At 60.3% G+C, this 24478-nt stretch carries 24 protein-coding genes; 12 read left to right on the plus strand and 12 right to left on the minus strand.

Features of this window, described 5'->3' with window-relative positions; translation table 11 throughout:
* Positions 1 to 15: 15 nt before the first annotated feature.
* Both flgD and flgE read left to right on the plus strand, forming a co-directional pair.
* On the plus strand, positions 16 to 738 hold the full coding sequence (gene flgD / locus AC1DWG_RS10775) for a flagellar hook assembly protein FlgD (protein WP_477787772.1): 723 nt from the start codon (positions 16 to 18) through the stop codon (positions 736 to 738).
* Between the two features lie 31 nt (positions 739 to 769).
* A complete protein-coding gene (flgE, locus tag AC1DWG_RS10780; protein WP_477764823.1) occupies positions 770 to 2101 on the plus strand; it encodes a flagellar hook protein FlgE in 1332 nt (443 codons plus the stop codon).
* Between the two features lie 153 nt (positions 2102 to 2254).
* Here the strand turns inward: flgE and AC1DWG_RS10785 are convergent, their stop codons facing one another.
* Positions 2255 to 5149, minus strand: a complete 2895-nt coding sequence (locus AC1DWG_RS10785) for a ribonucleoside-diphosphate reductase subunit alpha (RefSeq protein WP_477764822.1) — start codon at positions 5147 to 5149, stop codon at positions 2255 to 2257.
* A gap of 741 nt (positions 5150 to 5890) precedes the next feature.
* Between AC1DWG_RS10785 and AC1DWG_RS10790 the strand changes: the two genes are divergently transcribed.
* Together AC1DWG_RS10790 and AC1DWG_RS10795 are read left to right on the plus strand one after the other, a co-directional pair.
* Positions 5891 to 6613, plus strand: a complete 723-nt coding sequence (locus tag AC1DWG_RS10790) for a response regulator (protein WP_477752835.1) — start codon at positions 5891 to 5893, stop codon at positions 6611 to 6613.
* Positions 6610 to 8220, plus strand: coding sequence for an ATP-binding protein (locus AC1DWG_RS10795; RefSeq protein ID WP_477752834.1), 1611 nt, complete (start codon positions 6610 to 6612; stop codon positions 8218 to 8220). Before AC1DWG_RS10790 ends, AC1DWG_RS10795 begins: the two co-directional genes overlap by 4 nt.
* Positions 8221 to 8346: 126 nt before the next feature.
* On the opposite strand, the gene AC1DWG_RS10800 is transcribed toward AC1DWG_RS10795, so the two are convergent.
* Positions 8347 to 9072: a 4'-phosphopantetheinyl transferase family protein gene (locus AC1DWG_RS10800; RefSeq protein WP_477764820.1), complete on the minus strand. Its 726-nt coding sequence runs from the start codon at positions 9070 to 9072 to the stop codon at positions 8347 to 8349.
* A gap of 150 nt (positions 9073 to 9222) precedes the next feature.
* Positions 9223 to 10014 (minus strand): dienelactone hydrolase family protein, encoded by a 792-nt coding sequence (locus tag AC1DWG_RS10805; RefSeq protein WP_477764819.1) that lies wholly within the window; start codon positions 10012 to 10014, stop codon positions 9223 to 9225.
* Positions 10015 to 10160: 146 nt separating this feature from the next.
* Between AC1DWG_RS10805 and AC1DWG_RS10810 the strand changes: the two genes are divergently transcribed.
* From AC1DWG_RS10810 to AC1DWG_RS10820, 3 genes are all read left to right on the plus strand, one after another.
* Positions 10161 to 10763: a hypothetical protein gene (locus tag AC1DWG_RS10810; RefSeq protein ID WP_477752831.1), complete on the plus strand. Its 603-nt coding sequence runs from the start codon at positions 10161 to 10163 to the stop codon at positions 10761 to 10763.
* Between the two features lie 189 nt (positions 10764 to 10952).
* Positions 10953 to 11630 (plus strand): response regulator transcription factor, encoded by a 678-nt coding sequence (locus AC1DWG_RS10815; RefSeq protein WP_108215270.1) that lies wholly within the window; start codon positions 10953 to 10955, stop codon positions 11628 to 11630.
* Complete coding sequence (locus tag AC1DWG_RS10820) at positions 11627 to 12973, plus strand: ATP-binding protein (RefSeq protein ID WP_477764818.1); 1347 nt, start codon at positions 11627 to 11629, stop codon at positions 12971 to 12973. The genes AC1DWG_RS10815 and AC1DWG_RS10820 overlap by 4 nt, the downstream gene beginning before the upstream one ends.
* Positions 12974 to 13062: 89 nt before the next feature.
* Here the strand turns inward: AC1DWG_RS10820 and AC1DWG_RS10825 are convergent, their stop codons facing one another.
* Positions 13063 to 14061 carry an AraC family transcriptional regulator gene (locus AC1DWG_RS10825; protein ID WP_477752829.1) on the minus strand — a complete coding sequence of 333 codons (999 nt, stop codon included), beginning with the start codon at positions 14059 to 14061 and terminating at the stop codon, positions 13063 to 13065.
* A gap of 338 nt (positions 14062 to 14399) precedes the next feature.
* On the opposite strand from AC1DWG_RS10825, the gene AC1DWG_RS10830 reads away from it, so the two are divergent.
* Together AC1DWG_RS10830 and AC1DWG_RS10835 are read left to right on the plus strand one after the other, a co-directional pair.
* On the plus strand, positions 14400 to 15734 hold the full coding sequence (locus tag AC1DWG_RS10830; RefSeq protein WP_477764817.1) for a dicarboxylate/amino acid:cation symporter: 1335 nt from the start codon (positions 14400 to 14402) through the stop codon (positions 15732 to 15734).
* 144 nt (positions 15735 to 15878) lie between these two features.
* Positions 15879 to 17054 (plus strand): CaiB/BaiF CoA transferase family protein, encoded by a 1176-nt coding sequence (locus AC1DWG_RS10835; RefSeq protein ID WP_477787773.1) that lies wholly within the window; start codon positions 15879 to 15881, stop codon positions 17052 to 17054.
* A 127-nt stretch (positions 17055 to 17181) separates the two neighbouring features.
* Here AC1DWG_RS10835 and AC1DWG_RS10840 read toward each other — a convergent pair whose 3' ends face one another.
* Entirely contained in the window at positions 17182 to 17676 is a 495-nt protein-coding gene (locus AC1DWG_RS10840) for a SprT family zinc-dependent metalloprotease (protein ID WP_218427337.1), read from the minus strand.
* A 158-nt stretch (positions 17677 to 17834) separates the two neighbouring features.
* Entirely contained in the window at positions 17835 to 18437 is a 603-nt protein-coding gene (locus AC1DWG_RS10845) for a Yip1 family protein (RefSeq protein ID WP_150726117.1), read from the minus strand.
* Between the two features lie 283 nt (positions 18438 to 18720).
* On the opposite strand from AC1DWG_RS10845, the gene ttcA reads away from it, so the two are divergent.
* Positions 18721 to 19545 carry a tRNA 2-thiocytidine(32) synthetase TtcA gene (gene ttcA, locus AC1DWG_RS10850; RefSeq protein WP_223456101.1) on the plus strand — a complete coding sequence of 275 codons (825 nt, stop codon included), beginning with the start codon at positions 18721 to 18723 and terminating at the stop codon, positions 19543 to 19545.
* Between the two features lie 130 nt (positions 19546 to 19675).
* The gene (locus tag AC1DWG_RS10855) at positions 19676 to 20350 is read left to right on the plus strand and encodes a DNA-3-methyladenine glycosylase I (protein WP_477787774.1); all 675 of its coding nucleotides are present in this window, start codon (positions 19676 to 19678) and stop codon (positions 20348 to 20350) included.
* A 95-nt stretch (positions 20351 to 20445) separates the two neighbouring features.
* Here the strand turns inward: AC1DWG_RS10855 and AC1DWG_RS10860 are convergent, their stop codons facing one another.
* The 3 genes from AC1DWG_RS10860 to arsC are packed head-to-tail and all read right to left on the minus strand — an operon-like array spanning position 20446 to position 21819.
* Positions 20446 to 20871: a DUF2069 domain-containing protein gene (locus tag AC1DWG_RS10860; RefSeq protein WP_477764815.1), complete on the minus strand. Its 426-nt coding sequence runs from the start codon at positions 20869 to 20871 to the stop codon at positions 20446 to 20448.
* Position 20872: 1 nt separating this feature from the next.
* Positions 20873 to 21469, minus strand: coding sequence for an NAD(P)H:quinone oxidoreductase (gene wrbA / locus AC1DWG_RS10865; protein ID WP_477754809.1), 597 nt, complete (start codon positions 21467 to 21469; stop codon positions 20873 to 20875).
* Positions 21466 to 21819: an arsenate reductase (glutaredoxin) gene (gene arsC / locus AC1DWG_RS10870; protein ID WP_477754810.1), complete on the minus strand. Its 354-nt coding sequence runs from the start codon at positions 21817 to 21819 to the stop codon at positions 21466 to 21468. The genes wrbA and arsC overlap by 4 nt, the downstream gene beginning before the upstream one ends.
* A 114-nt stretch (positions 21820 to 21933) precedes the next feature.
* On the opposite strand from arsC, the gene AC1DWG_RS10875 reads away from it, so the two are divergent.
* Positions 21934 to 22401, plus strand: a complete 468-nt coding sequence (locus AC1DWG_RS10875) for a TlpA disulfide reductase family protein (RefSeq protein ID WP_477754811.1) — start codon at positions 21934 to 21936, stop codon at positions 22399 to 22401.
* 97 nt (positions 22402 to 22498) lie between these two features.
* Here AC1DWG_RS10875 and AC1DWG_RS10880 read toward each other — a convergent pair whose 3' ends face one another.
* From AC1DWG_RS10880 to AC1DWG_RS10890, 3 genes are all read right to left on the minus strand, one after another.
* The gene (locus tag AC1DWG_RS10880; RefSeq protein WP_477754812.1) at positions 22499 to 22903 is read right to left on the minus strand and encodes an META domain-containing protein; all 405 of its coding nucleotides are present in this window, start codon (positions 22901 to 22903) and stop codon (positions 22499 to 22501) included.
* Entirely contained in the window at positions 22903 to 23337 is a 435-nt protein-coding gene (locus AC1DWG_RS10885) for a hypothetical protein (protein ID WP_477787775.1), read from the minus strand. Before AC1DWG_RS10885 ends, AC1DWG_RS10880 begins: the two co-directional genes overlap by 1 nt.
* A gap of 77 nt (positions 23338 to 23414) precedes the next feature.
* Positions 23415 to 24407 carry a 2-hydroxyacid dehydrogenase gene (locus AC1DWG_RS10890; protein WP_477754813.1) on the minus strand — a complete coding sequence of 331 codons (993 nt, stop codon included), beginning with the start codon at positions 24405 to 24407 and terminating at the stop codon, positions 23415 to 23417.
* Positions 24408 to 24478: the final 71 nt, after the last annotated feature.

Genomic DNA, 24478 nt, shown 5'->3' on the forward strand with positions numbered 1-24478 from the left:
TAAGGGACGACTCAGATGAGTGTTACCGATTCCACCAGCGGTTTGAGCCTCAACGATATCCTGGCCAATTCCTCGATCAAGACCAACGCCACGACTGACGGCCTCGCGTCGGCAACCGGCAGCGCCACGGGCAACCAGGCCCTGGGCAAGGATGCGTTCCTGCAGTTGCTGGTGACCCAGCTGAAAAACCAGAACCCGCTGGAGCCCCAGGACAACGGCGCGTTCGTGGCCCAGTTGGCGCAGTTCAGCAGCCTGGAAGGCATCACTACGCTCAACAACACCGTGAGCGGCCTGGCCAGCAACTACAACTCGTCCCAGGCCTTGCAGGCGTCGTCGCTGGTGGGCCGTTCGGTCATCGCGCCGGGCGACAAGGCTGTGGTCGATACCACCAAGAGCCTCAGTGGCACGGTGGTGGTTCCGTCTTCGGTGGTGTCCGCCACCCTGAAGATCACCGACGCCGACGGCAAGACCGTGCGCACCATCGACCTCGGTTCGCAGAAGGCCGGCAACGCCAGCTTCATCTGGGACGGCAAGAACGATGCGGGTGAGACGGTACCTGCGGGCACCTACACCTTCGGCGCCACGAGCACGATCGATGGTCAGTCCGTCGCGTTGATCACCAACCTGCCGGCGACCGTCAACAGCGTGACCATCAGCCAGACCGGCGGTGAGTTGATGCTCAATCTGGCCGGGCTGGGCAGCGTTGCCCTGTCCAAAGTACAAACCATTGGTATGTAGAGCCGACTAACACGGCACAAAGGAGTGGATGATGTCTTTCAATATCGGCCTTAGCGGTCTCTATGCAGCCAACAAACAACTGGACGTGACCGGCAACAACATCGCCAACGTCGCGACCACTGGTTTCAAATCGTCCCGTGCAGAATTCGAAGACGTGTACTCGGCGACCCGCCTGGGCACCGGCAGCAAGACCGTCGGCAACGGCGTGCGCCTGGCCAACGTTTCCCAGCAGTTCGGCCAGGGTGACGTAAGCAACACGGGTAACGTGCTCGACATGGGTATCCAGGGCAACGGTTTCTTTGTCCTGAGCAACAACGGTTCGCTGACCTACACCCGTGCCGGTACATTCAAGACCGACAAGGAAGGCTACGTCACCAACAGCGACGGTACGGCCCGCCTGCAAGGTTACGGTGTGGATGCCAACGGCAAGATCGTCAATGGCGTGCTGACCGACCTGCGCATCGATACCTCCAACCTGGCACCGAAATCCACCAGCACCGTGTCGTCGACGATCAACCTGAACTCCACCTCGGCGGTGATCGACCAGACGGTTGCGGCGAACAAGTTCGACCCGTCCAAGACCGAGACCTTTACCAAGTCGTTCAGTACCCCGATCTTCGATACTCAGGGTAACCAGCACACCATGGATCAATACATGGTCAAGACTGGAGCGAACACGTGGGACACCTACACGCTGATCGATGGCCGTAATCCGGATGGCAGTGATCCTACCGTTACCGCGCCGGTTGCTTCGACCATGTCGTTCGATTCCACCGGCAAACTGACCTCGGTCAGCACACCGGTGACGCCGCCAACCACGCCGCCGACTTCGGTGATCAGCAGTGACCTGAAAATCACCAACTGGACTCCGGGCAGTGTCACCAATGGCGTCTGGACAGCCAACGGCGCCGCAGCCGATCCGGCTGGATTGACCATCGCCATGGCCAACACCACCCAGTTCAACGCCGACACCGCGCGTTCGATTCCGGCGCAGAACGGTTACGCCACTGGCCAGATCACCAACCTGACCATCGACGGCAGCGGTGTGTTGCTGGCCAACTTCAGCAACAACCAGACCAAGCCGATCGGCCAGATCTCCCTGGCCAGCTTCACCAACGAACAAGGCCTGCAGCCGGTCGGCGGCACCAGCTGGAAGGAAACCTACGCGTCGGGCATCCCGGGCTACGATGCGCCGGAGACTGGCACCCTGGGTTCGATCGTTTCCAACTCCCTGGAAGAGTCCAACGTCAACCTGACCAACGAACTGGTCGACCTGATCAAGGCGCAGAGCAACTACCAGGCGAACGCCAAGACCATCTCCACCCAGAGCACCATCATGCAGACCATCATTCAGATGGCTTGATGCTGGATTGTGCTGTATGAAAAGCCCCTCGGAAGAGGGGCTTTTTTGTGGGTGGCAGATAAAGATCTTAAGGCAGACAAAAGAAAACCCCCGACAAGCCAGAGGCTCATCGGGGGTTTCAGATAAGCGCCTTTCAGCGCTTACCGGCTCAGCTTATTGGCAAGCTTCGCAATCCGGCTCGTCGATGGCGCAAGCCTTCGGCACTGGAGCAGGACCGGCAGGCGCTGCCAGGACCGAGTCGTCACCGTGGTTGCCGCCGCTGGAAACAGCGTTCAGCTTGCCGGTGTTGATGGTCGACTTCTCGGTGCTGGTCGCGGCCAGGGCACGGAGGTAGTAAGTGGTTTTCAGGCCACGGTACCAGGCCATGCGGTAGGTCACGTCCAGCTTCTTGCCCGAAGCGCCAGCGATGTACAGGTTCAGCGACTGAGCCTGGTCGATCCACTTCTGACGACGGCTTGCCGCGTCGACGATCCACTTGGTGTCCACTTCGAAGGCGGTCGCATAGAGCTCTTTGAGTTCTTGCGGGATGCGCTCGATCTGCTGCACCGAACCGTCGTAGTACTTCAGGTCGTTGATCATGACCGAGTCCCACAGACCGCGAGCCTTCAGGTCGCGAACCAGGTACGGGTTGATCACGGTGAATTCGCCCGACAGGTTCGATTTCACATACAGGTTCTGGTAGGTCGGTTCGATCGACTGCGAAACGCCAGTGATGTTGGCGATGGTCGCGGTCGGTGCGATGGCCATGATGTTGGAGTTACGAATGCCTTTCTGTACACGGGCGCGAACCGGTGCCCAGTCCAGGGATTCGTTCAGGTCGACATCGATGTACTTCTGGCCACGGGCCTCGATCAGGATCTGTTGCGAATCCAGCGGCAGGATGCCTTTGGACCACAGCGAGCCCTGGAAGGTGTCGTAGGCGCCACGCTCATCGGCCAGGTCGCAGGACGCCTGGATCGCGTAGTAGCTGACCGCTTCCATCGACTTGTCGGCGAACTCGACGGCAGCATCGGAACCGTAAGGGATGTGCTGCAGGTACAGCGCGTCCTGGAAGCCCATGATGCCCAGGCCGACCGGACGGTGCTTGAAGTTGGAGTTCTGCGCTTGCGGCACCGAGTAGTAGTTGATGTCGATCACGTTATCGAGCATGCGCACGGCGGTGTTCACGGTGCGTTGCAGCTTGGCGGTGTCCAGCTTGCCGCCCACGATGTGGTTCGGCAGGTTGATCGAGCCCAGGTTGCAAACGGCGATCTCGTCCTTGTTGGTGTTCAAGGTGATCTCGGTGCACAGGTTCGAGCTGTGGACCACGCCGACGTGCTGCTGCGGGCTGCGCAGGTTGCACGGGTCCTTGAAGGTCAGCCACGGGTGGCCGGTTTCGAACAGCATGGACAGCATCTTGCGCCACAGGTCTTTGGCCTGGATGGTCTTGAACAGCTTGACCTTGCCCGGGTACTCGGTCAGGGCTTCGTAGTACTCGTAGCGCTCTTCGAAGGCCTTGCCGGTCAGGTCGTGCAGGTCCGGTACTTCGGACGGCGAGAACAGGGTCCACTTGCCGTCATCGAAGACGCGCTTCATGAACAGGTCCGGGATCCAGTTGGCGGTGTTCATGTCGTGGGTACGACGACGGTCATCACCGGTGTTCTTGCGCAGCTCGATGAACTCTTCGATGTCCATGTGCCAGGTTTCCAGGTAGGCACATACAGCGCCTTTGCGCTTGCCGCCCTGGTTAACCGCTACGGCGGTGTCGTTCACTACTTTCAGGAACGGCACGACGCCCTGGGACTTGCCGTTGGTGCCCTTGATGTACGAACCCAGCGCACGCACCGGTGTCCAGTCGTTGCCCAGGCCGCCAGCGAATTTCGACAGCATGGCGTTGTCGTGGATCGCGTGGTAGATGCCCGACAGGTCATCCGGCACGGTGGTCAGGTAGCAGCTCGACAGCTGTGGACGCAGGGTACCGGCGTTGAACAGGGTCGGAGTCGAAGCCATGTAGTCGAAGGACGACAGCAGGTTGTAGAACTCGATCGCGCGGTCTTCTTTGTGCTTCTCTTCGATTGCCAGGCCCATGGCCACACGCATGAAGAAGATCTGCGGCAGTTCGAAACGCACGCCATCCTTGTGGATGAAGTAACGGTCGTACAGGGTCTGCAGGCCCAGGTAGGTGAATTGCTGGTCGCGCTCGTGGTTGATCGCCTTGCCCAGTTTTTCCAGGTCGAAGGTGGCCAGCACAGGGTTCAGCAGTTCGAACTCGATACCTTTGGCGATGTAGGCCGGCAGCGCCTTGGCGTACAGGTCGACCATTTCGTGGTGGGTGGCGCTTTCGGCGACGCCGAGGAAACCCAGGCCTTCGCCGCGCAAGGTGTCCATCAGCAGGCGCGCGGTCACGAACGAGTAGTTCGGCTCGCGTTCAACCAGGGTACGGGCGGTCATCACCAGGGCGGTGTTGACGTCGTTCAGGGCCACGCCGTCGTACAGGTTCTTCAGGGTTTCGCGCTGGATCAGGTCGCCGTCGACTTCTTCCAGGCCTTCGCACGCTTCGGTGACGATGGTGTTCAGGCGGCCCATGTCCAGTGGCGCCAGGCTGCCGTCGGCACGGGTGATGCGGATCGACGGGTGAGCGTTGACCGCTTCCTCGGCCGGTGCGTGGGCAGCGCGTTCTTTCGAACGACCGTCACGGTAGATCACGTAGTCGCGAGCGACTTTCTGCTCGCCGGCACGCATCAGGGCCAGTTCGACCTGGTCCTGGATTTCTTCGATGTGGATGGTGCCGCCCGATGGCATGCGACGCTTGAAGGTCGCGGTGACCTGTTCGGTCAGGCGGGCAACAGTGTCGTGGATTCGCGACGAGGCAGCAGCGGTGCCGCCTTCAACTGCGAGGAACGCTTTGGTGATGGCGACGGTGATTTTGTCATCGGTGTAGGGAACGACAGTGCCGTTACGCTTGATCACGCGCAGTTGGCCAGGCGCGGTGGCGGACAGATCCGAATTCGAATCAGCGGCCTGCGGCAAGGTGCCCTGCGGGTTCTCGCGAGTTGTGTCGGTTTGCATGGGGGAGTGTCTCCACATTCTCTATGTTTGTTTGGGCACCATCACGGTGCCCACCGTTCCGTCCTGAAGCACTACAACCGGCGAGCGCCGGGCATAACGACTTCGGGACAGTAGGAAGGGGGCTTTATCGAGCGCCGCTTCCATGCCGAAGTCTTTGGTCTCACGCCTTGGGCCTGAAACCTTGGTCCATTGCAGGTGACAGTTGGGACTGCAACACCCGTACCGTTTTCACCACTCGGGGCCGAAATACAGTAGCCATCCGCATGCGCGGTTTGGTCTTTCGAAAATACGTTTGGTTCAACCGGACAGAGGCAGTAAAAGCGCTTGAAACTGGTGTCTGGTTTGTGTTTGGTTTTTCGCGCAAAACCCTATATCTAGGGTTTTTTTAGCGCCGGGCTACAAGATAATGCGTTTTAGGGGGGGATTGCAACGTACTACCTGTGGATAAACCTGTGCGTAAATTGTGTGTGAAAGAGGGAACCGGCGTGTAGGCCGCGACACTGCTGGACCGGACCTTTTTTCAGGGATTTTCTACGATCGAAAACGCTCGATCGGATTTTTAAGGGCGCGAACCCTATCACAAAAAACCGCTTCGTCCGAACGCATTTACCTGCTTGTGTTCTCGACGGGCGGCGTTTATACAATCGGCCCAGCGTGTATACATATTTGTCCCCCCGAATCATTACAAAAAAGACGGGCGGATCCTTCCTTATTGGTGTTTTTGGCAAGCAGAGGTCACCCGTGGAGCAAGAAGCCTGGCAGGTATTGATTGTGGAGGACGACCAGCGACTGGCTGAACTGACCCGCGATTACCTGGAAGCCAATGGCCTGCGTGTATCGATCGAAGGCGATGGTGCACTCGCTGCGAACCGCATCATCAAGGAACAACCGGACCTGGTGATCCTCGACCTGATGCTCCCCGGCGAAGATGGCCTGAGCATTTGCCGCAAGGTCCGCGCCCGCTATGACGGCCCGATCCTGATGCTCACCGCCCGCACCGATGACACTGACCAGATTCTCGGCCTGGACCTGGGGGCTGACGACTACGTGTGCAAACCGGTACGCCCGCGTCTGTTGCTGGCGCGCATCCAGGCCCTGCTGCGTCGCAGTGAAGCACCCGAAGCCGCCCCGGAAAAACAGCGGCGTCTACAGTTCGGCCCGCTGATCGTCGACAACGCCTTGCGCGAAGCCTGGTTGCAGGGCAACGGCATCGAGCTGACGAGCGCCGAATTCGACTTGCTCTGGCTGTTGGTGGCCAATGCCGGGCGCATCCTCTCCCGGGAGGAGATCTTCACCGCACTGCGGGGCATCGGCTATGACGGTCAGGACCGCTCCATCGATGTGCGCATCTCGCGCATCCGCCCGAAGATCGGCGATGACCCGGAGCATCCACGGCTGATCAAGACCGTGCGCAGCAAAGGCTATCTGTTCGTTCCCGAGGCTTGCGTAGACCAGACCCTGTGAACTCGATCTTCCTGCGTATCTATGGCGGCATGTGCGCCGCGCTGATTCTGGTGGCGGTGCTCGGTGTGCTGGCGTTGCACCTGCTCAATCAGGTGCGCAGCGAGCAATACCGCGAGCGTCTGGCCCACGGCACATTCACGCTGATGGCCGACAACCTGCAACCGATGAACCAGACCGAGCGCCACCGGGCCTTGCTGGTGTGGGAGCGGCTGCTGGGGATTCCGCTGGCGCTAAAAACCTTTGCCGGGACCGACCTCGACCTGGCCCAGCGCACCCGTGTGTTGCGTGGCCAGGCATTGGTGGAACAGACCGGGCCGCACGCGGCGAAGGTATACAAGCTGGTGAGCGACAAGGAACAGTTGATGCTCACCGGGGAAGTGCAGCAGATCAGCGAGCAACTGGCCCGGGCGACCATCTACCTGTTGACCGATGAACTGGTGCGCACCCCGGTAGCCGATCAGCCCTTGCGCCTGGCGCAATTAAAGGAAAGCAAGGGCTTCGGCTTCGACCTGCGCCTGGTCACGGTTGACGAGGCGGACATGGACGAAGACCAGCGCCGCCGGGTGTCCGAGGGCGACACTGTGATGGCGTTGGGCAAAGGCGGCGATTCGATCCGGGTATTTGCTGGCATGGTCGGCACGCCGTGGGTCCTGGAAATCGGCCCGTTGTATCAGATGAATCCTTATCCGCCGGAATGGCTGGTGCTGATCGCCGCGCTGGGCCTGACGCTGATCGGCTTGATCGTCTATCTGCTGGTGCGTCAGCTGGAGCGACGCTTGCGTGGCCTCGAGGCCGCCGCCACGCGCATCGCCAAGGGCAGTCTGGAAACCCGCGTGCCTGCGCGCGGCGCGGATTCTGTGGGGCGGTTGGCGTCGGCGTTCAACGGTATGGCCGAGCACTTGCAGCAGTTGCTGGCGATCCAGCGCGAACTGGTGCGCGCGGTGTCCCACGAATTGCGCACGCCGGTGGCCCGCCTGCGCTTTGGCCTGGAGATGATCGGTTCGGCCACCACGCCGCAAGCCCTGGAAAAATACTGCCAGGGCATGGACCACGACATCGAGGATCTCGACCGGTTGGTGGACGAGATGCTGACCTACGCGCGGCTCGAACAGGGTTCGCCGGCGCTGAACTTTCAGCGGATCGATCTGGATGCCTTGGTCAATCAGGTGATCGAAGAGCTGGCGCCATTGCGTGCCGATGTCACGGTGCAGCGGGGGTTGTGCCTGTCGGCGGCCGATAACGACGACGCCTGGGTCGAGGCCGAACCGCGTTATCTGCACCGGGCGATCCAGAACCTGGTGAGCAACGCTATGCGTCATGCGCAATCACGGGTGACTATCAGTTATCAGGTGGGGCAGCAGCGATGCCGGGTGGATATCGAGGATGACGGGCCGGGTGTGCCGGAGTCGGCGTGGGAGAAGATCTTCACGCCGTTCCTGCGACTCGACGACAGCCGCACCCGGGCGTCTGGAGGCCATGGGTTAGGCCTGTCCATTGTGCGACGCATCATCCATTGGCATGGCGGGCGGGCATTGATTGGCAAGAGCAAGAGCCTGGGCGGGGCGTGCTTCAGCTTGAGCTGGCCACGCAATCAGGAGAAGCGTTGAGCCTTGTGTTGTCTGATATGACCTCATCGCGAGCAGGCTCGCTCCCACAGGGATTTGTGGTGAGACATAGATCCAATGTGGGAGCGAGCCTGCTCGCGAAGGGGCCCGAATGTGCGCCCAAAAAACTCAGGCCTTGATGCTGACCAGACTCAACAACTGCCCATCCTTGACCCCGAACTGCGCATCCAGCTCGGTGCCGTTGCGCCATTCGCTGGACAAATCAGTAAGCAATCGCAACCGCACCTCACCCGACTCACGCCATTCCAGCACTTCGGCGTGTTCGAAGTAAAAACGTTGCTGAACGATCGGATAGAGCGCCTTGAACAGGCTTTCCTTGACCGAGAACGTCAGGGTGACCAGCAACGCCCGTTGATCGTGATCACCGGCCGCCATGCGCTGTAGCTCCGGCGGGTTGAGGATTTCCCCGGCCAGGCGTTCGGCCCGTTCGGCATTGAGCAGGTTTTCCAGATCCATGCCCAGGCCGCGCCAATGGCTTTTGTTCGCCACGATCGCCGCGGCCCGGCCAGTGCTGTGGGTGATCGAGCCAGTGATATGAGCAGGCCAGACCGGTGCCCGGTCTTCACCGATGGCCGGAATGAAGCTCAAACCTTCGAGCCGCTGTAACGCAGCCCGGGCACACACCCGCCCGGCGAGAAACTCTGCCTGTCGTTTGGCGACCGAGCGCTGGATGCTCGCCGGCGCTTCGACAGCGCTGCGCTGAAAGTCATCGCTGGCCAGTCGGACGCTATCGAAGTGAGTGCTCAACAGGACCGTATCGGGCAGCACAAACGGCAGCGGCCAATGGTCATCGAGGGGCGTGCAGCAGACGGGCAGGGCGGGGGCTGAATTCATGGGGGGCATTTTGCCGGGTTGCCTTGGGACTGGGTAGTGCAAAGCTTCAGATCGGTGTTGCTGCCTTCGCGAGCAGGCTCGCACACAGTGGATTTGTGTCGCTGCACAATTCCTGTGGGAGCGAGCCTGCTCGCGAAGCGGTCTACCGGCTCAGCTGAAGATCTTCTTGAAAAACGCCTGCATGTCCGCCCAGGATTTTTCATCCGCGGCCTTGTTGTAGCCGATGTCCGGCCCGCCATGATCGCCATGGCTTAACCGGTCGGCATCCGGGTTGGTGAAGCCGTGCCTGGCGCCGTCGAGGCTGACGAATTTGTAGTCGGCGCCGGCCTTGTCCATCTCGTTCTTGAAAGCCGTGATGTTTTCCGGGGTGACGATGCTGTCCAGCGACCCGTGTTCCACAAGGATCTTCGCCTTGACGCTGCCTGGCGTTGCCGGCGTGTTGGTCGCCAAGGCGCCATGGAAACTCACCACGCCTGCCAATGGCACGCCCTGTCTTGCGGCGTTGAGCACCACGCCACCACCGAAGCAGTAGCCGATGGCGGCGATTTTATGCGGATCGGTTTGCGGTTGTTTTTTCAGCAGGTCGAGCCCGGCCTGAAACCTCGCGCTCGACACGGCACTGTCTTTTGCCACGGCTTGCATGAACGCCATGGCGTCTTTGGGGTGCTCGGTATTTTTGCCATCACCGTACATGTCAATGGCCAGGGCGCTGTAGCCCAGGCTGGCGAGATCCCGGGCGCGGCGCTTGGCGTACTCGTTCAGGCCCCAGAACTCATGCACCACCACGACCCCGGGGCGCGGGCCCTTGATCGCATCGTCATAGGCGTAATAGCCGATCATTTTCGTGCCGTCGGCACTTTGGTAGGGGATTTCCCGGGTCTGGATGGCGGCCTGGCTGAGCCCGCACAAGGCCAGTAGGAGGACGGCGAAGAACATGCGCATGGTCGAAACTCCTGTTGAAACGTGTCGAAACATTCGGGAAAGGGCGGTTCAGCCCAGGTTCAGAGTGCGTTCAGGGGGAGTTCAGGACCCGCTGCGTAACCTTGCCCCGTACCCAAAAAACAAACGGCACATGAGGTAACTCCCCAATGACTGCATTCAAAAAACTGCTTCTGGCAATCACGGTTCTGGGCGCAAGCTCCGCAGCCTTCGCGTCCGACGACAACTTCGCCAGCCTTACTCTTGGACAGACCAGCGACAAGGTCAAAAAGTCCCACGCCCTGAACGACAACCTCAATCACCCGAACGCCGATGGCGTGATCGGCAAGGACACCACCTGGGGTGTTCGTCTGGGCCAGCAAAATACCAAGGGCCGCTACTACGCCACATACGACAATGTATCGGGCTCGCACAACGGCATTAAACTGCGTCAGGAAAACCTCCTGGGCAGCTACGATCTGTTTTACCCGGTGGGCGGCAGCACCAGGCTGTTCGGTGGTGCCACGGCCGGCCTGACCAAAATGACTCAGGAATCGCCAGGCTTCAGCCGCGACAGCAATATTGGCTACGCCATCGGTGGTCAGGCGGGTGTGTTGCAACAGGTTTCGCAGAACACCTCGGTTGAACTGGGTTACCGTTACCTGCGCAGCAACGCCAGCACTGAGATGAGCGAGCGCGGTGGCAACAAGCAGGGTTCGCTGGACCTGACCAGCAGCGCCCAGACTTACCTGTCCGCCAACTACGCTTTCTAACAAGGGCATGCGCCAACGTGAAACCTGTAGGAGCGAGCTTGCTCGCGAAAGCGGTGTGTCAGGCAACATCAATGTTGACTGTGCCACCGTCTTCGCGAGCAAGCTCGCTCCTACAGTGACCGTTGCCATGTTAGCTATTGAGGTGAGACGTTGTGCTTTTGGAGATGTTGATTTGCCCGGGAGAGCGTTATGAAACTGCTGGTCGTCGAAGATGAAGCGCTGCTGCGTCATCACCTGAAAACCCGCCTGACGGAAAGCGGCCACGTGGTCGAGTCGGTGGCTAACGCCGAGGAGGCGCTGTACCAGACCGCGCAGTTCAACTTTGACCTGGCGGTGATCGACCTCGGACTGCCGGGCATGAGCGGGCTCGACCTGATCCGCCAGTTGCGCTCAAGCGGCAAAACCTTCCCGATACTGATCCTCACCGCGCGCGGCAACTGGCAGGACAAGGTCGAAGGCCTGGCCGCCGGCGCCGACGATTACGTGGTCAAGCCGTTTCAGTTCGAAGAACTGGAGGCCCGCCTGAATGCCTTGTTGCGCCGCTCCAGCGGATTCACCCAGTCGACCATCGTTGCTGGCCCGTTGCTGCTGGACCTGAACCGCAAGCAGGCGTCCCTCGACGAACAGCCGCTGGCACTGACCGCGTATGAGTACCGCATCCTCGAATACCTGATGCGCCATCACCAGCAAGTGGTGCCCAAGGACCGCTTGATGGAACAGCTCTACCCGGATGACGACGAGCGCGATCCGAATGTGATCGAGGTGCTGGTCGGCCGTCTGCGCCGCAAACTGGAGGGGCCGGGCGGGTTCAAACCGATCGACACCGTGCGCGGCCTGGGCTACCTGTTCAATGAGCGTTGCACTTGATCCGTTCGCTGCGCATTCGCTTGATGCTCGCTGCCACGCTGTTGGCGGTGTTGTTCATGTTGGCGCTGCTGCCGGCGATGCAAGGTGCCTTCAGCCTGGCGTTGCAGGACTCCATCGAGCAGCGTCTGGCTTCGGACGTGACCACGCTGATCTCTGCCGCACGGGTGGAGAACAACAGTCTGCAGATGCCGGCGCAATTGCCTGACGAACGCTTCAACCTCACCGACAGCCGGCTGCTTGGCTACATCTATGACCGTGAAGGGCATCTGGTCTGGCGTTCGAAGGCGACCCAGGAAGAACGCATCAATTACAAGCCGCGCTACGACGGGCGTGGCAACGAGTTTGCGCGGATCCGCGAAGCCAATGGCCAGGAGTTCTTCGTCTACGACGTCGAGGTCAAGTTGCTCGGCGGTAAAAGTGCAGCCTTCAGCATCGTGGCGCTGCAGCCGGTTCGCGAGTACGAACTGACCCTCGAAGGCTTGCGGGAAAATCTTTATCTGGGTTTTGGCGCGGCACTGCTGGTGCTGCTGGCGTTGCTGTGGGTCGGACTGACCTGGGGCTTGCAGGCATTGCGGCGCTTGAGCCAGGAACTGGACCAGATCGAAGGTGGCACCCGCGAAAGCCTCAGTGAGGAACATCCCCGTGAATTGTTGCGCCTGACCGGTTCTCTCAACCGTTTGCTGCACAGTGAACGTGAGCAGCGCAGTCGCTACCGTGATTCCCTCGATGACCTGGCCCATAGCCTGAAAACGCCGCTGGCGGTGTTGCAAGGCGTCAGTGAAGACCTGGCCCAGCGTCCTGAGGATCGCGATCAGGCCTGGGTGTTGCAAACCCAGATCGAACGCATGAGCCAGCAGATCAGCTACCAATTGCAGCGCGCCAGCCTGCGTAAAAGCGGTCTGGTACGTCATCAGGTGCGCTTGCACCCGGTACTGAAAAGCCTGTGCGACACACTGGACAAGGTCTATCGCGACAAGCGGGTGCACGTCGCGTTCGATTTGCCCGACCCGTGTTACGTACCGATCGAGCAAGGCGCTCTATTGGAGATGATGGGCAATTTGCTGGAAAACGCCTATCGCCTGTGCCTGGGCGAAATACGCATCAGCGTGCGTGAAACTCTCAGCGGCACCGAGTTGTGTGTCGAGGACGACGGCCCCGGCGTACCACAAAATCAGCGCGCACGGATTCTCGAGCGAGGAGAGCGCCTGGATCGCCAGCACCCGGGGCAGGGCATCGGCCTGGCGGTGGTCAAGGACATCATCGAGAGCTACAGCGCCAAGCTGACCTTGGGTGATTCACCGATGGGCGGTGCGGCGTTCCGGATTCTTTTTCCGGTGGTTTGACCTGAGGTTTGATAGTGTTCTTTCGAGCCTCTTCGCGGGCTTGCCCGCGAAGAGGCCAGTGAAGACACCAAAAAATTCAGCCTTGAACCTCAGTGTTCCTGCGCCCGATAAGCCCCCGGTGTCAGCCCCGTCCACTTCTTGAACGCCCGGTGAAACGCCGACGGTTCGGAAAACCCCAGCTGCTCGGCGATCTGTTGCAACGACAGGTCAGCGCGGCTCAGGTGATAAATCGCGATGTCCCGGCGCAACTGGTCCTTCAATTCCTGAAAGCTCGAACCCTCTTCCCGCAAATGCCGGCGCAAGGTCTGCGGGCTGATGTGCAGGTGGGCGGCCACGGCTTCCAGGTCGGGCCAGCGTGAACTGTCGCGACTGAGCAAGCGCCGCAGGCGGCTGCTCAAACTGTCGCCGTCATCCGGACGCGAGAGCAGGTCGGCGGGGGAGCGTTCGAGGAAATGCTTGAGGGTGCGTTCGTCCTGCAACAGCGGCATGGCCAGGTAGCGGCTGTGAAACAACAGGCTGCTCTGTGGCCTGGAAAACTCAAGCGGACAGGAAAACAACAGGTCGTACTCGGCGCCGTGTTCGGGCCGGGGGTAGCTGAACGAGGCCTGTTCCAGGCGAATACGCTGGCCGATCAGCCAGCTGCCGAAACGGTGCCAGATCACCAGCAGGCTTTCGCTGAGGAAATGGTCCGGGTCCCAGAGTTGCGAATCGTCCAGGCTCAGGCGCACCCATTCATCTTCTCGGCTCAGGGTCAAACGCGGAGCCCCGGGGAATAGGCTATAAAACAATAAGCCGCGATTGAGTGCCTTATCCAGATTGCGACAGTGAATCACGGCATGGCACATCATCGCGAAGCTGCCCGGCCTGCTTGGGGCTTGCCCGAACCCCAGGTACTCGTCGTCCAGCGCCAGCCATAACGCCTGGATCAGTTGGGTGAATTGCTCAGGCGCGATGCGTGCCCGGGGCTCGTCCAGCAACTCGGGGCTGATCCCCAGTTGTTGTAGCACGCCGCAATAGTCGTAGCCGTGCCGACGCGCACCACCAAGGGCAGCGCGGGCGAAATGACTGGCGATGGTGCGTTCGCGCATGGCAGCAGATCTGACCGTTGATCGACGGATGTTAGCTGCGCACCGTGGGCATGAACAGGGCGGATATCCGCCAAATAGCAGGACGACTTTTAATGGAAGGGCGGAAATCCGCCACATGCTTGTAGCCGTTCGGTGACAGGGGATTCGCTGCAACCCCGGAGATCAACAGGCTTGCAGGGATTTTACGGAAGGTGGCACGGGCCTTGCGATACAACGTGCAGATGCCTGCCGTTGCGCAGCTCGAAAAAACAAATCCCTCCAGTGCAGGAGGGTTCGCAATTGCGGTGTTGCGGGCAACAGATGGATGTTGTCACCGGGCACCCTTGAGGAACTTTGCAATGACGACTCGTCAGCCACTGTACAAATCCCTGTATTTCCAGGTGATCGTTGCAATTGTCATCGGTATTTTGCTCGGTCACTTCTATCCGCAGCTCGGTGTGGCGGTAAAGCCGCTGGGTGACGGGTTCATCAAACTGATCAAAATGATCATCGCCCCGATCATCTTCTGCACCGTCGTCAGCGGTATCGCCGGCATGCAGGACATGAAAGCGGTCGGCAAGACTGGCGGTTACGCACTCCTTTACTTTGAAATCGTTTCGACCATCGCTTTGCTGGTGGGTCTGGTCGTGGTCAACGTCGTGCAGCCAGGTGCTGGCATGCACATCGACGTAAGCACCCTGGATGCCTCCAAAGTCGCTACCTACGTAGCGGCTGGTGCTGATCAAAGTGTCATCGGCTTCCTCCTCAACGTGATCCCGGCCACCATCGTTGGCGCATTCGCCACGGGCGACATCCTGCAAGTGCTGATGTTCTCGGTGATCTTCGGTTTCGCCCTGCATCGCCTGGGTGCCTACGGCAAGCCGCTGCTGGACTTCATCGATCGCTTCGCCCATGTGATGTTCAACATCATCAACATGATCATGAAGCTCGCGCCGATCGGTGCCTTCGGTGCCATGGCGTTCACCATCGGTGCCTACGGTGTCGGCTCGCTGGTGCAACTGGGTCAACTGATGGCCTGCTTCTACATCACTTGCCTGCTGTTCATCCTGATCGTGCTGGGCTCCATCGCTCGCATGCATGGCTTCAGCGTGCTGAAGATGATCCGCTACATCCGTGAAGAACTGCTGATCGTGCTCGGTACTTCTTCTTCGGAATCGGTGCTGCCACGCATGCTGGTCAAGATGGAGCGTCTGGGCGCGAAGAAATCCGTGGTAGGCCTGGTGATCCCGACCGGCTACTCGTTCAACCTCGACGGTACCGCGATCTACCTGACCATGGCGGCCGTGTTCATTGCCCAGGCAACTGACACCCACATGGACATCACGCACCAGATCACCCTGCTGGTGGTGTTGTTGCTGTCCTCCAAAGGCGCCGCCGGTGTGACCGGTTCGGGTTTCATCGTACTGGCTGCGACCCTGTCCGCCGTGGGCCACCTGCCGGTTGCCGGCCTGGCGCTGATCCTCGGCATCGACCGCTTCATGTCTGAAGCCCGTGCCCTGACCAACCTGATCGGCAACGCCGTTGCCACTATCGTCGTGGCCAAGTGGGTCAAGGAACTGGACACCGACGTGCTGCAAGCCGAGCTGGCTTCGGGCGGTCGCGGCATTGCCGACGAGCCTAAAGATGATGTTCTGGGCCACGTCGAAGGGGCAACCCCGACGAACGCCAAGTAAGCCTTGTTGTAATGAAAAACCCGCTTCGGCGGGTTTTTTCATGCCCGGAGATTGAGCGTAACGGTCACTGCGCGTGGCGTATAAGGTGATTGCTGCAAAGCAATCGGCTGCCTAGGCTGTGGGCATCGTTAAGGGAGAACGCTCATGCTCGGTCCACTGGCATCACTCAAGGTTCTGGATTTCTCGACACTGCTGCCGGGGCCGTTCGCCTCGTTGCTGCTGGCGGACATGGGCGCCGAGGTGCTGCGCATCGAATCACCGACGCGCATGGATCTGCTGCGAGTGTTGCCACCCCATGATCAAGGCGTGTCAGCCAGTCATGCCTACCTCAACCGCAACAAACGCAGCCTCGCCCTGGACCTCAAACAGCCTGAGGCCCTTGAGGTGATCAGGTCGTTGCTACAGGACTACGACATTGTGCTCGAGCAGTTTCGCCCGGGTGTCATGGAACGTCTGGGCCTGGGCTACGAAGCCCTGAAGGCGATCAATCCCAAATTGATTTATGTGTCGATCACCGGCTACGGCCAGACCGGCCCCTACAAGGACCGCGCCGGCCATGACATCAACTACCTGGCCCTGTCCGGGCTGGCGAGTTACACAGGTCGTGCCGACAGTGGGCCGCTGCCGTTGGGCATGCAGGTGGCGGATGTCGCCGGTGGTTCGCTGCACGGGGTGATTGGCTTGCTGGCGGCGGTCATTGCCCGGCAGCAAACCGGTCAGGGCCAGCACCTGGATGTCAGCATGACCGACTGCTCGTTCAGCCTGAATGCGCTGGCAGGTGCCGGGTACCTGGCCTGTGGCGTCGAGCCGGGGCCGGAAGACCAGGTGCTCAATGGCGGCAGCTTCTACGATTACTACCAATCCCGGGATGGGCGCTGGCTGTCGGTGGGCAGCCTGGAACCGGCATTCATGAAACAGTTGTGCGCGGCGTTGGGGCTTGAGGAACTGGCCGGCCTCGGCCTGTCTGCGGCGCATCAGCAACAGCTTAAAGCCGCGCTGAAGGTCGAATTCGAAAAATATGACTTTGCCGAGTTGTGCGCGCTTTTCGCGGAGCTGGATGCTTGTGTCGAGCCGGTGTTGAGCCTGGGGGAGGCGCTGAGTCATCCGCAGTTGCAGGCGCGGGAGTTGGTGACCGATGTGCCCCGTGGCGATGGCTCGACCCAGGCACAGATGGCTTGTCCGCTAAAGTTTTCGCAAGGTTTGCCTGAGCCCCGGCATATTGGCGCGGCGTTGGGGCAGCATACGGATCAGGTGTTGGGGGAGTTGGGGTTCAGTGCTGAGCGGATTGCAGAATTGCGGTTTGCCAAGGTGATTCTCTAGCTTCTGCTCCGGCCTCTTCGCGGGCAAGCCCGCTTGTGTCTAGATCCAGGAATAGACTTCGAGGTGAGAGAGGTGAATGGCAAGCTGTGAGTCCGCGGTGAGGCCAGTACAGCCACCACACATCCCGCTACTCGACCCGCATTTCCCCACTGAACACCAGGGTATTGCGGCACCGCCGGCACAAATACCGCCGACCTTGCCGAACCAGGCTGTGGCGCTGGGCGGAAAACGGGAAGTCGCTGTCGGCGCACGGGCATTTGTAGATGTAGCGGGTCACGCGGCGGCGTTTGACGTCATAGGTGTGGCAGCGGTTGGGCGGCAGTTCGTACACGCCGCGCATGATCAATTGCCACTCTTCGCCATGGGGCTGAATGCGGTCGCCGAACAACTGATGGGCGATCAGGTGCGCGACCTCATGGGCCACGGTCTGCTTGAGGAAGTCTTCGGTGTTTTCCCGGTACAACTGCGGATTGAAGCGCAGCAGGTTCTCGTGCAGATGCGCGACACCGGCTTTTTGCCCGCGCAGCTTGAGGCTCACCACGGGGCGTTTGAAAGGTCGTTTGAAAAAGGATTCGGCTTGTTGGAAACAGTCTTCGACGCGGGTATTGAGTTGCTCGGGCATGCTCGATGGATCTCCAGAGACGTCGAGTATGCCGCAACCCTCGGGCCTTGCGAATCGCCAAGGTGCCGAATGGTCGTATGCCTGCTCGTTGCTGAAGAATGAAAAGGCCGCCTTGCGGCGGCCTGTGTCGGTCGTTTCTGATTATCAGTGATGAGCGGCTAACTGGTATAGACCGGCCCCACGCCGAGTCCCCAGACAATTACGGTGAACGCCATGATGGCGACCAGCACCACCAGGCCTACGGCGAGTACCGAACTTGAAAACAGGAAGCCCTCGTCAGATGGAATGTTCATGAACGTCGGTAAGCCCACGTACAGCAAATACACCGTGTAGCAGATGGCGGCGGTGCCGACGATCATCCCCAGCCACAAGTGCGGGTACAAGGCGGCGAGGCCGCCGATGAACAGCGGTGTAGCGGTGTAGGTTGCAAACGCAATGCAGCGGGCCAGGCTTGGGTTGGCGTCATAGGTGCGGGCCATCCAGTGGATGAATGCGCCCATTACCGCGACACCACCGAGCATCGCCAGGTAGGACATGACCGTCATCCATATCGCGCTTTCTACGGTCAGCATCACGGGAGCCCGATTGCCGATGACCCAACCGACCTGTGTGGTGCCAATAAAGGCAGACACGGCGGGGATCGCCGCCAGGATCAGCGTATGGGTCAGGTACATGTGGCTGATGCTTTCCTCCTGGTCGCCACGGATTTCTTTCCATTCTTGGTCAGGATGGGTGAAGAGCCCCACTACGTGATGGATCATGCCAGTCACTCCTCTTGTCTTTACCGTCGCCCCCCAGTGGAGCGCCTACGGGCCAATGCGGCCAAGCAAGTCACAGGTCTGAAATTCGTATACGACCTTATGTCGCAGTATAGGGAGGAGTTTCCCCAGAGGGAGTAGGGGCTTTAGAGCAAATCGCGCTGTAAACCCGGTTGTTAATCGCCGTCGGGTCTGTGCCGAACAGCCCTTTTGGCGAGGCACTTCGCCCCTGAGGGGTTTTTGCGTAAAATGCCGGCCTTTCGTCACACCTCACGGATTTCGCGTCATGGGCACTCTCACGGTCAACCAGAACAAACTGCAAAAGCGCCTTCGCCGACAGGCCGGTGAGGCGGTTGCCGATTTCAACATGATTGAAGACGGCGACAAGGTCATGGTCTGCCTGTCCGGTGGCAAGGACAGCTACACCATGCTCGACGTGCTGATGCACTTGCAGAAGGTCGCGCCGATCAAGTTCGAGATCGTGGCCGTGAACATGGACCAGAAGCAGCCGGGATTCCCGGAGCACGTGCTGCCGGCCTACCTCAAAGAACTGGGTATCGAGTACCACATCGTCGAGAAAGACACTTACTCGGTGGTCAAGGAGCTGATCCCGGAAGGCAAGACCACCTGCTCGCTGTGCTCGCGTCTGCGTCGCGGAACGCTCTACACCTTCGCCGACGAAATCGGCGCGACCAAGATGGCCCTCGGTCACCACCGCGACGACATCGTCGAAACGTTCTTCCTGAACATGTTCTTCAACGGTTCGCTCAAGGCCATGCCACCGAAGTTGCGCGCTGACGATGGCCGTAACGTGGTGATCCGCCCGCTGGCCTACTGCAACGAAAAAGACATCCAGGCCTACTCGGACTTCAAGCAATTCCCGATCATCCCGTGCAACCTCTGTGGCTCCCAGGAAAACCTGCAGCGTCAGGTGGTCAAGGAAATGCTGCTGGACTGGGAGCGCAAGACCCCGGGCCGTACCGAGAGCATTTTCCGCAGCCTGCAGAACGTGATCCCGTCGCAACTGGCGGACCGCAACCTGTTCGACTTCACCAGCCTCAAGATCGACGAAAGCGCGGCTTCGCGATTCGTCAATGTGGTCAATCTCTAGTCAAGAACTGTAGGAGTGAGCCTGCTCGCGATCGCGTAGTGTCAGTCGACATCAATGTTGAATGACTAACCGCGATCGCGAGCAGGCTCACTCCTACATTTGTTTATTGTTTCAACCTCCAGGAGAGGGCATGCGCGACTACAAGTGGCTGAACGAGTACTGCTTGAACCGTTTCGGTTCAGCGGCTGAACTGGAAGCCCACCTGCCCGTTCCCAAGACTCCCGCGCAACTGCGCAAGATCAGCGACGATCGCTACCTCTCGATGATGGCGCTACGGGTATTCCGCGCCGGGCTAAAGCACAGCCTGGTGGATGCCAAGTGGCCGGCCTTCGAAGAAGTGTTCTTCAAGTTCGACCCGGAGAAAGTCGTGCTGATGAGCGCCGAACACCTGGAGCGGCTGATGCAGGACACGCGGATCATCCGTCACCTGGGCAAGCTCAAGAGTGTGCCGCGCAATGCGCAGTTCATGCTGGATGTGGCCCATGAAAAGGGCAGCTTCGGCGCGCTGATCGCCGATTGGCCGGTGACCGATATCGTCGGGCTCTGGACCTTTCTGAAAAAACGCGGACATCAGTTGGGCGGTCTGTCTGCCCCGCGCTTCTTGCGGATGATCGGCAAGGACACCTTTGTACCGAGCTATGACGTGGTGGCGGCGCTGAATGCGCAGGACATCATCGACAAGGTGCCGAGCAGCCTGCGCGACCTGGCATTGGTGCAGGACGTGTTCAACCAGTGGCATGAAGAAAGTGGCGGGCGGCCGATGAGCCAGATTTCGATGATGCTGGCTTATACCGTCAATCATTGAGGGTTTGGGTGGCCCCAAAAGATCGCAGCCTTCGGCAGCTCCTACAGGGGAATGTGTAAGCCTGTAGGAGCTGCCGAAGGCTGCGATCTTTTCTGTCAGGCGACGGAAACTTCGTCCTCGCCAGCCAACTTGCGATTCAACTGATACCGCCAGCGCACATACAACAACGCTGAACAGAACACCGCCAGGCTCGCACCCATCTCCAGCAAACCGAAGATTTGCCGGTTCGGGTCATAGGCAGCCAACGCGCCCTTGATGAAATACAGGTTCACCACAAAGCACATCCACGAATGCCCGCGAGGGCTGCCGACGATCATCCCCGGTGCCAGGATTAGCAACGGCACCAGCTCGATCAACAGAATCACCCATGGCCGGGCGCCGTGCAGGTCGGCGACCAACAGGTAGTAGATGCACAGCAATCCCACCAAGCCGAAAAAGCACAGCAGACTGATGACACGCATCGCCTTGACGCGTGGCTCGAGCCATTCGAGGGCGGGAAGAATCTTCGGCTTTTTTGCCACCTCAGCTCTCCAGTTTCTGTGCAGTCTTCGCCAGGCGCATGCCCAGCGCGCGGCACAGCGCCACTTCATGGGTATCCAGACCGCTTTTGCCGTCGGCACCGGCGTGGTGGCTGGCGCCGTAAGGCGTGCCGCCGCCCTGGGTTTCCAGCAGTGCCGACTCGCTGTACGGCAGGCCGGTGATCAGCATGCCGTGGTGCAGCAACGGCAGCATCATCGACAGCAGGGTGGTTTCCTGGCCACCGTGCAGGCTCGCCGTGGAGGTGAATACACCCGCCGGTTTGCCCACCAGCGCACCGGTCAGCCACAGGTTGCTGGTGCCGTCGAGAAAGTACTTGAGCGGCGCCGCCATGTTACCGAAGCGGGTCGGGCTGCCGAGTGCCAGGCCGGCGCAGTTCTTCAGGTCGTCGAGGCTGGCGTACAGCGCACCTTCGTCGGGAATCTCCGGCGAAACGGCTTCGCACTCGCTGGAAATCGCCGGCACCGTGCGCAGGCGGGCCTCAAGCCCGGCCTGTTCTACACCGCGGGCGATCTGCCGGGCCATTTCGTTGGTCGAGCCGCTGCGGCTGTAGTACAGAACCAGAATGTACGGTGCACTCATGGCAACAGTTCCAGGATCTGCTCCGGTGGGCGGCCGATGATGGCTTTGTCGCCGACTTCGAGAATCGGTCGCTCCATCAGTTTCGGGTGGGCGGCGATAGCGGCGATCAATTGCGCTTCGCTCAGGCTGTTGTCGGCCAGGTCGAGGGTTTTGTACTCGTCCTCGCCGGTGCGCAGCAAATGCCGGGCGCTGATCCCGAGTTTGCCCAGCAGGCTCTGGATTTGCGCGGCGTCCAGCGGAGTGTCCAGGTAACGGACCACGGTAGGCGTCAGGCCACGGGCTTCAAGCAGTTCGAGCGCACCGCGGGATTTCGAGCAGCGCGGGTTGTGATAAAGCGTCAGATCGGTCATGAGCGGGTCGCATCTTGCGTAAGGTGGCGGCTATTCTAACTGTGCAGCGCGCAATCCAGAACCGTGAGAGGCGATGGGTCGCAGGCGCATTCAATTTTTGACAAGGAACACGACATGACAAGGCGACTGGCAGCGGCATTGGCGATCATCGGGGCGTTGATGCTGGGGGGCTGCGGGAATGACTATGGCATCGACCAGGACGGCCACAAGATCGCCGCCGACCGACTGGACGGCAAATGGCTGGTACTTAACTACTGGGCAGAATGGTGCGGGCCTTGCCGTACCGAGATCCCGGAGTTGAATGCCTTGGCCGAGCAGCTCAAGGACAAGAAAATTGGTGTGTTCGGGGTCAACTTCGACAACGTCCAGGGGCAAGAGCTGAAGGGCGCGAGCGAGAAGCTGGGAATCAGGTTCACCGTGCTGGCGCTGGACCCTACCGAGCTGTTCGAGCTGCCGCGCAGCGAGGTGTTGCCGGTGACGTACATTATCGATAACAAGGGCAAGGTGCGTGAGCAGTTGATGGGGGAACAGACGGCGGCGGGGGTGATGGCGAAGCTTGAGGCATTGCAGGCGAAGAATTGAGTTGTTCTTGAGAGAAAAGATCGCAGCCTGCGGCAGCTCCTACAGGGTGTACGACAATCCATGTAGGAGCTGCCGCAGGCTGCGATCTTTTAGGGGATCAACCCTCCTCAAGCCACCAACGCAGCGGCTTGCCTTCGGCTGGCCAGAAGCGCATCTGCTCGATCGGGGAGACGTCCCAGCGCTGGACGTTTTCCAGGGCCTGGAGGAAGCGTTTTTCCTGTTCCATCAGCGCCGGCGCGCACAGTTTGCGGGTGCTGCCGATTTTGCCGAAGGTCAGTTTGTCGCCATCGAGGGTGTACGGCGCGAACCAGTGATTGCAGCCACCATTGCCGTAAGCCCGGCCGTCTTCAGCGAGGGTGATGGTCAGGTGGCTGTAGTCCATCAACGGCCGTTCGCCGATCCATTCCAGAATGTAGCTGCGGTTTTGTTGCAACTGCACCGGCTCGGCGGCGCAGCCCAGCAGGCTGGCACCGGCCATCGCGCTCAGAGCGAGGCGTTTCATCACGCAGGCTCCTGGCATTTCGGGCACAGGTGTTTCTCGCCAACGGTGGTCCAGCCCAGCTCGGCAATCCGCGCAGTGGCGGCAGGCTTTTCGGCCTTGTTGGCCAGCTTGGCATCGACGGCGAACTCGAAGCTCAGCTCTTTGGCGCAGCTGTCACAGTTCACTTGCCAGGTATGAATCGCCAGTTCGCCGAATACCGGGCCACTGGCCACCGCGACCCATTGACCGGGCGGGTTGATCAGGTGGCGAACCGTTTCGACGGTCAGGCGCATGGACAAGTCCTTGGCACCCTTGAGGGTCACGACCAGCACGTCGTTGTTGCGAATCGAGCCACCGTTGCCGGTGACCTGATAGCGCCCTGGCACCAGGGCGCGGCATTCGGTGAGGGTGTGTTGCGGGTTCATCAGGCTGTAGCGGAAATCGTGTTCGACCATGGGTCCTCCAAATATGCGCGATATGCTATCACGGGCTTGGACACCGCATCGCGCAGGCAGATGACCTTCGATCCGTTTCAGTCTCCCGTCACCTGGTTTTCCGGGGTGCCCGCCGTCCAGGCTGCAATGTTGCGCAACGTGGTGGCGGCTATCGCGTCCAGCGCTTCGCGGGTCAGAAAGGCCTGGTGTGCGGTGACGATCACGTTAGGGAAGGTCAGCAACCGGGCCAGTACATCGTCTTGCAGCGGCAGGTCGGAGCGGTCCTCGAAGAACAACTGCGCCTCTTCCTCATACACATCCAGCCCCAGGTAACCCAGGCGACCGTCTTTCAGGGCATCGATCAGCGCCGGGGTGTCCACCAGGCCGCCACGTCCGGTATTGATCAGCATTGCGCCCGGTTGCATGTGCGCCAGGGATTGGCGGTTGATCAAGTGCTTGCTCTGCTCGTTGAGCGGGCAGTGCAGGCTGATGATCTGCGATTCGGCCAGCAGCTGCGGCAGGCTCAAGTAGCGCGCGCCGAGGGCTTCGACCTGCGGGTTGGGGTAGGGGTCACAGGCCAGTAACTGGCAGCCAAATCCGCTCATGATTTTGGCGAAGGTGGCACCGATCTGACCGGTGCCGACCACGCCGACGGTCTTGCCCACCAGGTCGAAACCCGTCAGCCCCTGCAGTCTGAAATCCCCTTCGCGAGTGCGGTTGTAGGCGCGGGGCAAGCGGCGGTTGAGTGCGAGGATCAGCGCCACTGCATGTTCGGCCACCGCGTGGGGCGAATAGGCCGGGACGCGCACGATGGCCAGTCCCAGACGTTTTGCCGTCGGCAAGTCGACATGGTTGTAACCGGCCGAGCGCAGGGCGATCAGGCGAGTGCCACCGGCGGCCAGGCGTTCGAGTACCGCCGCGCCGAGGTCATCATTGATGAACGCACAGACCGCTTCATACCCCTGGGCCAGCGCCACTGTGTCGAGGCTCAGGCGCGCAGGTTGAAATTGCAGCTCGATGCCGACCGGTTGTTCGGCAGCTAGAAAACTGTCGCGGTCRTAGTTCTGGCTGCTGAAAAAAATCGTACGCATGATGTCCTCTCTGTCCCGTTTCTGTAGGAGCTGGCTTGCCTGCGAAGAGGATCTCAAACCCTGTGCTGTCT

This window comes from Pseudomonas sp. P4_B3 (genome assembly GCF_056402295.1).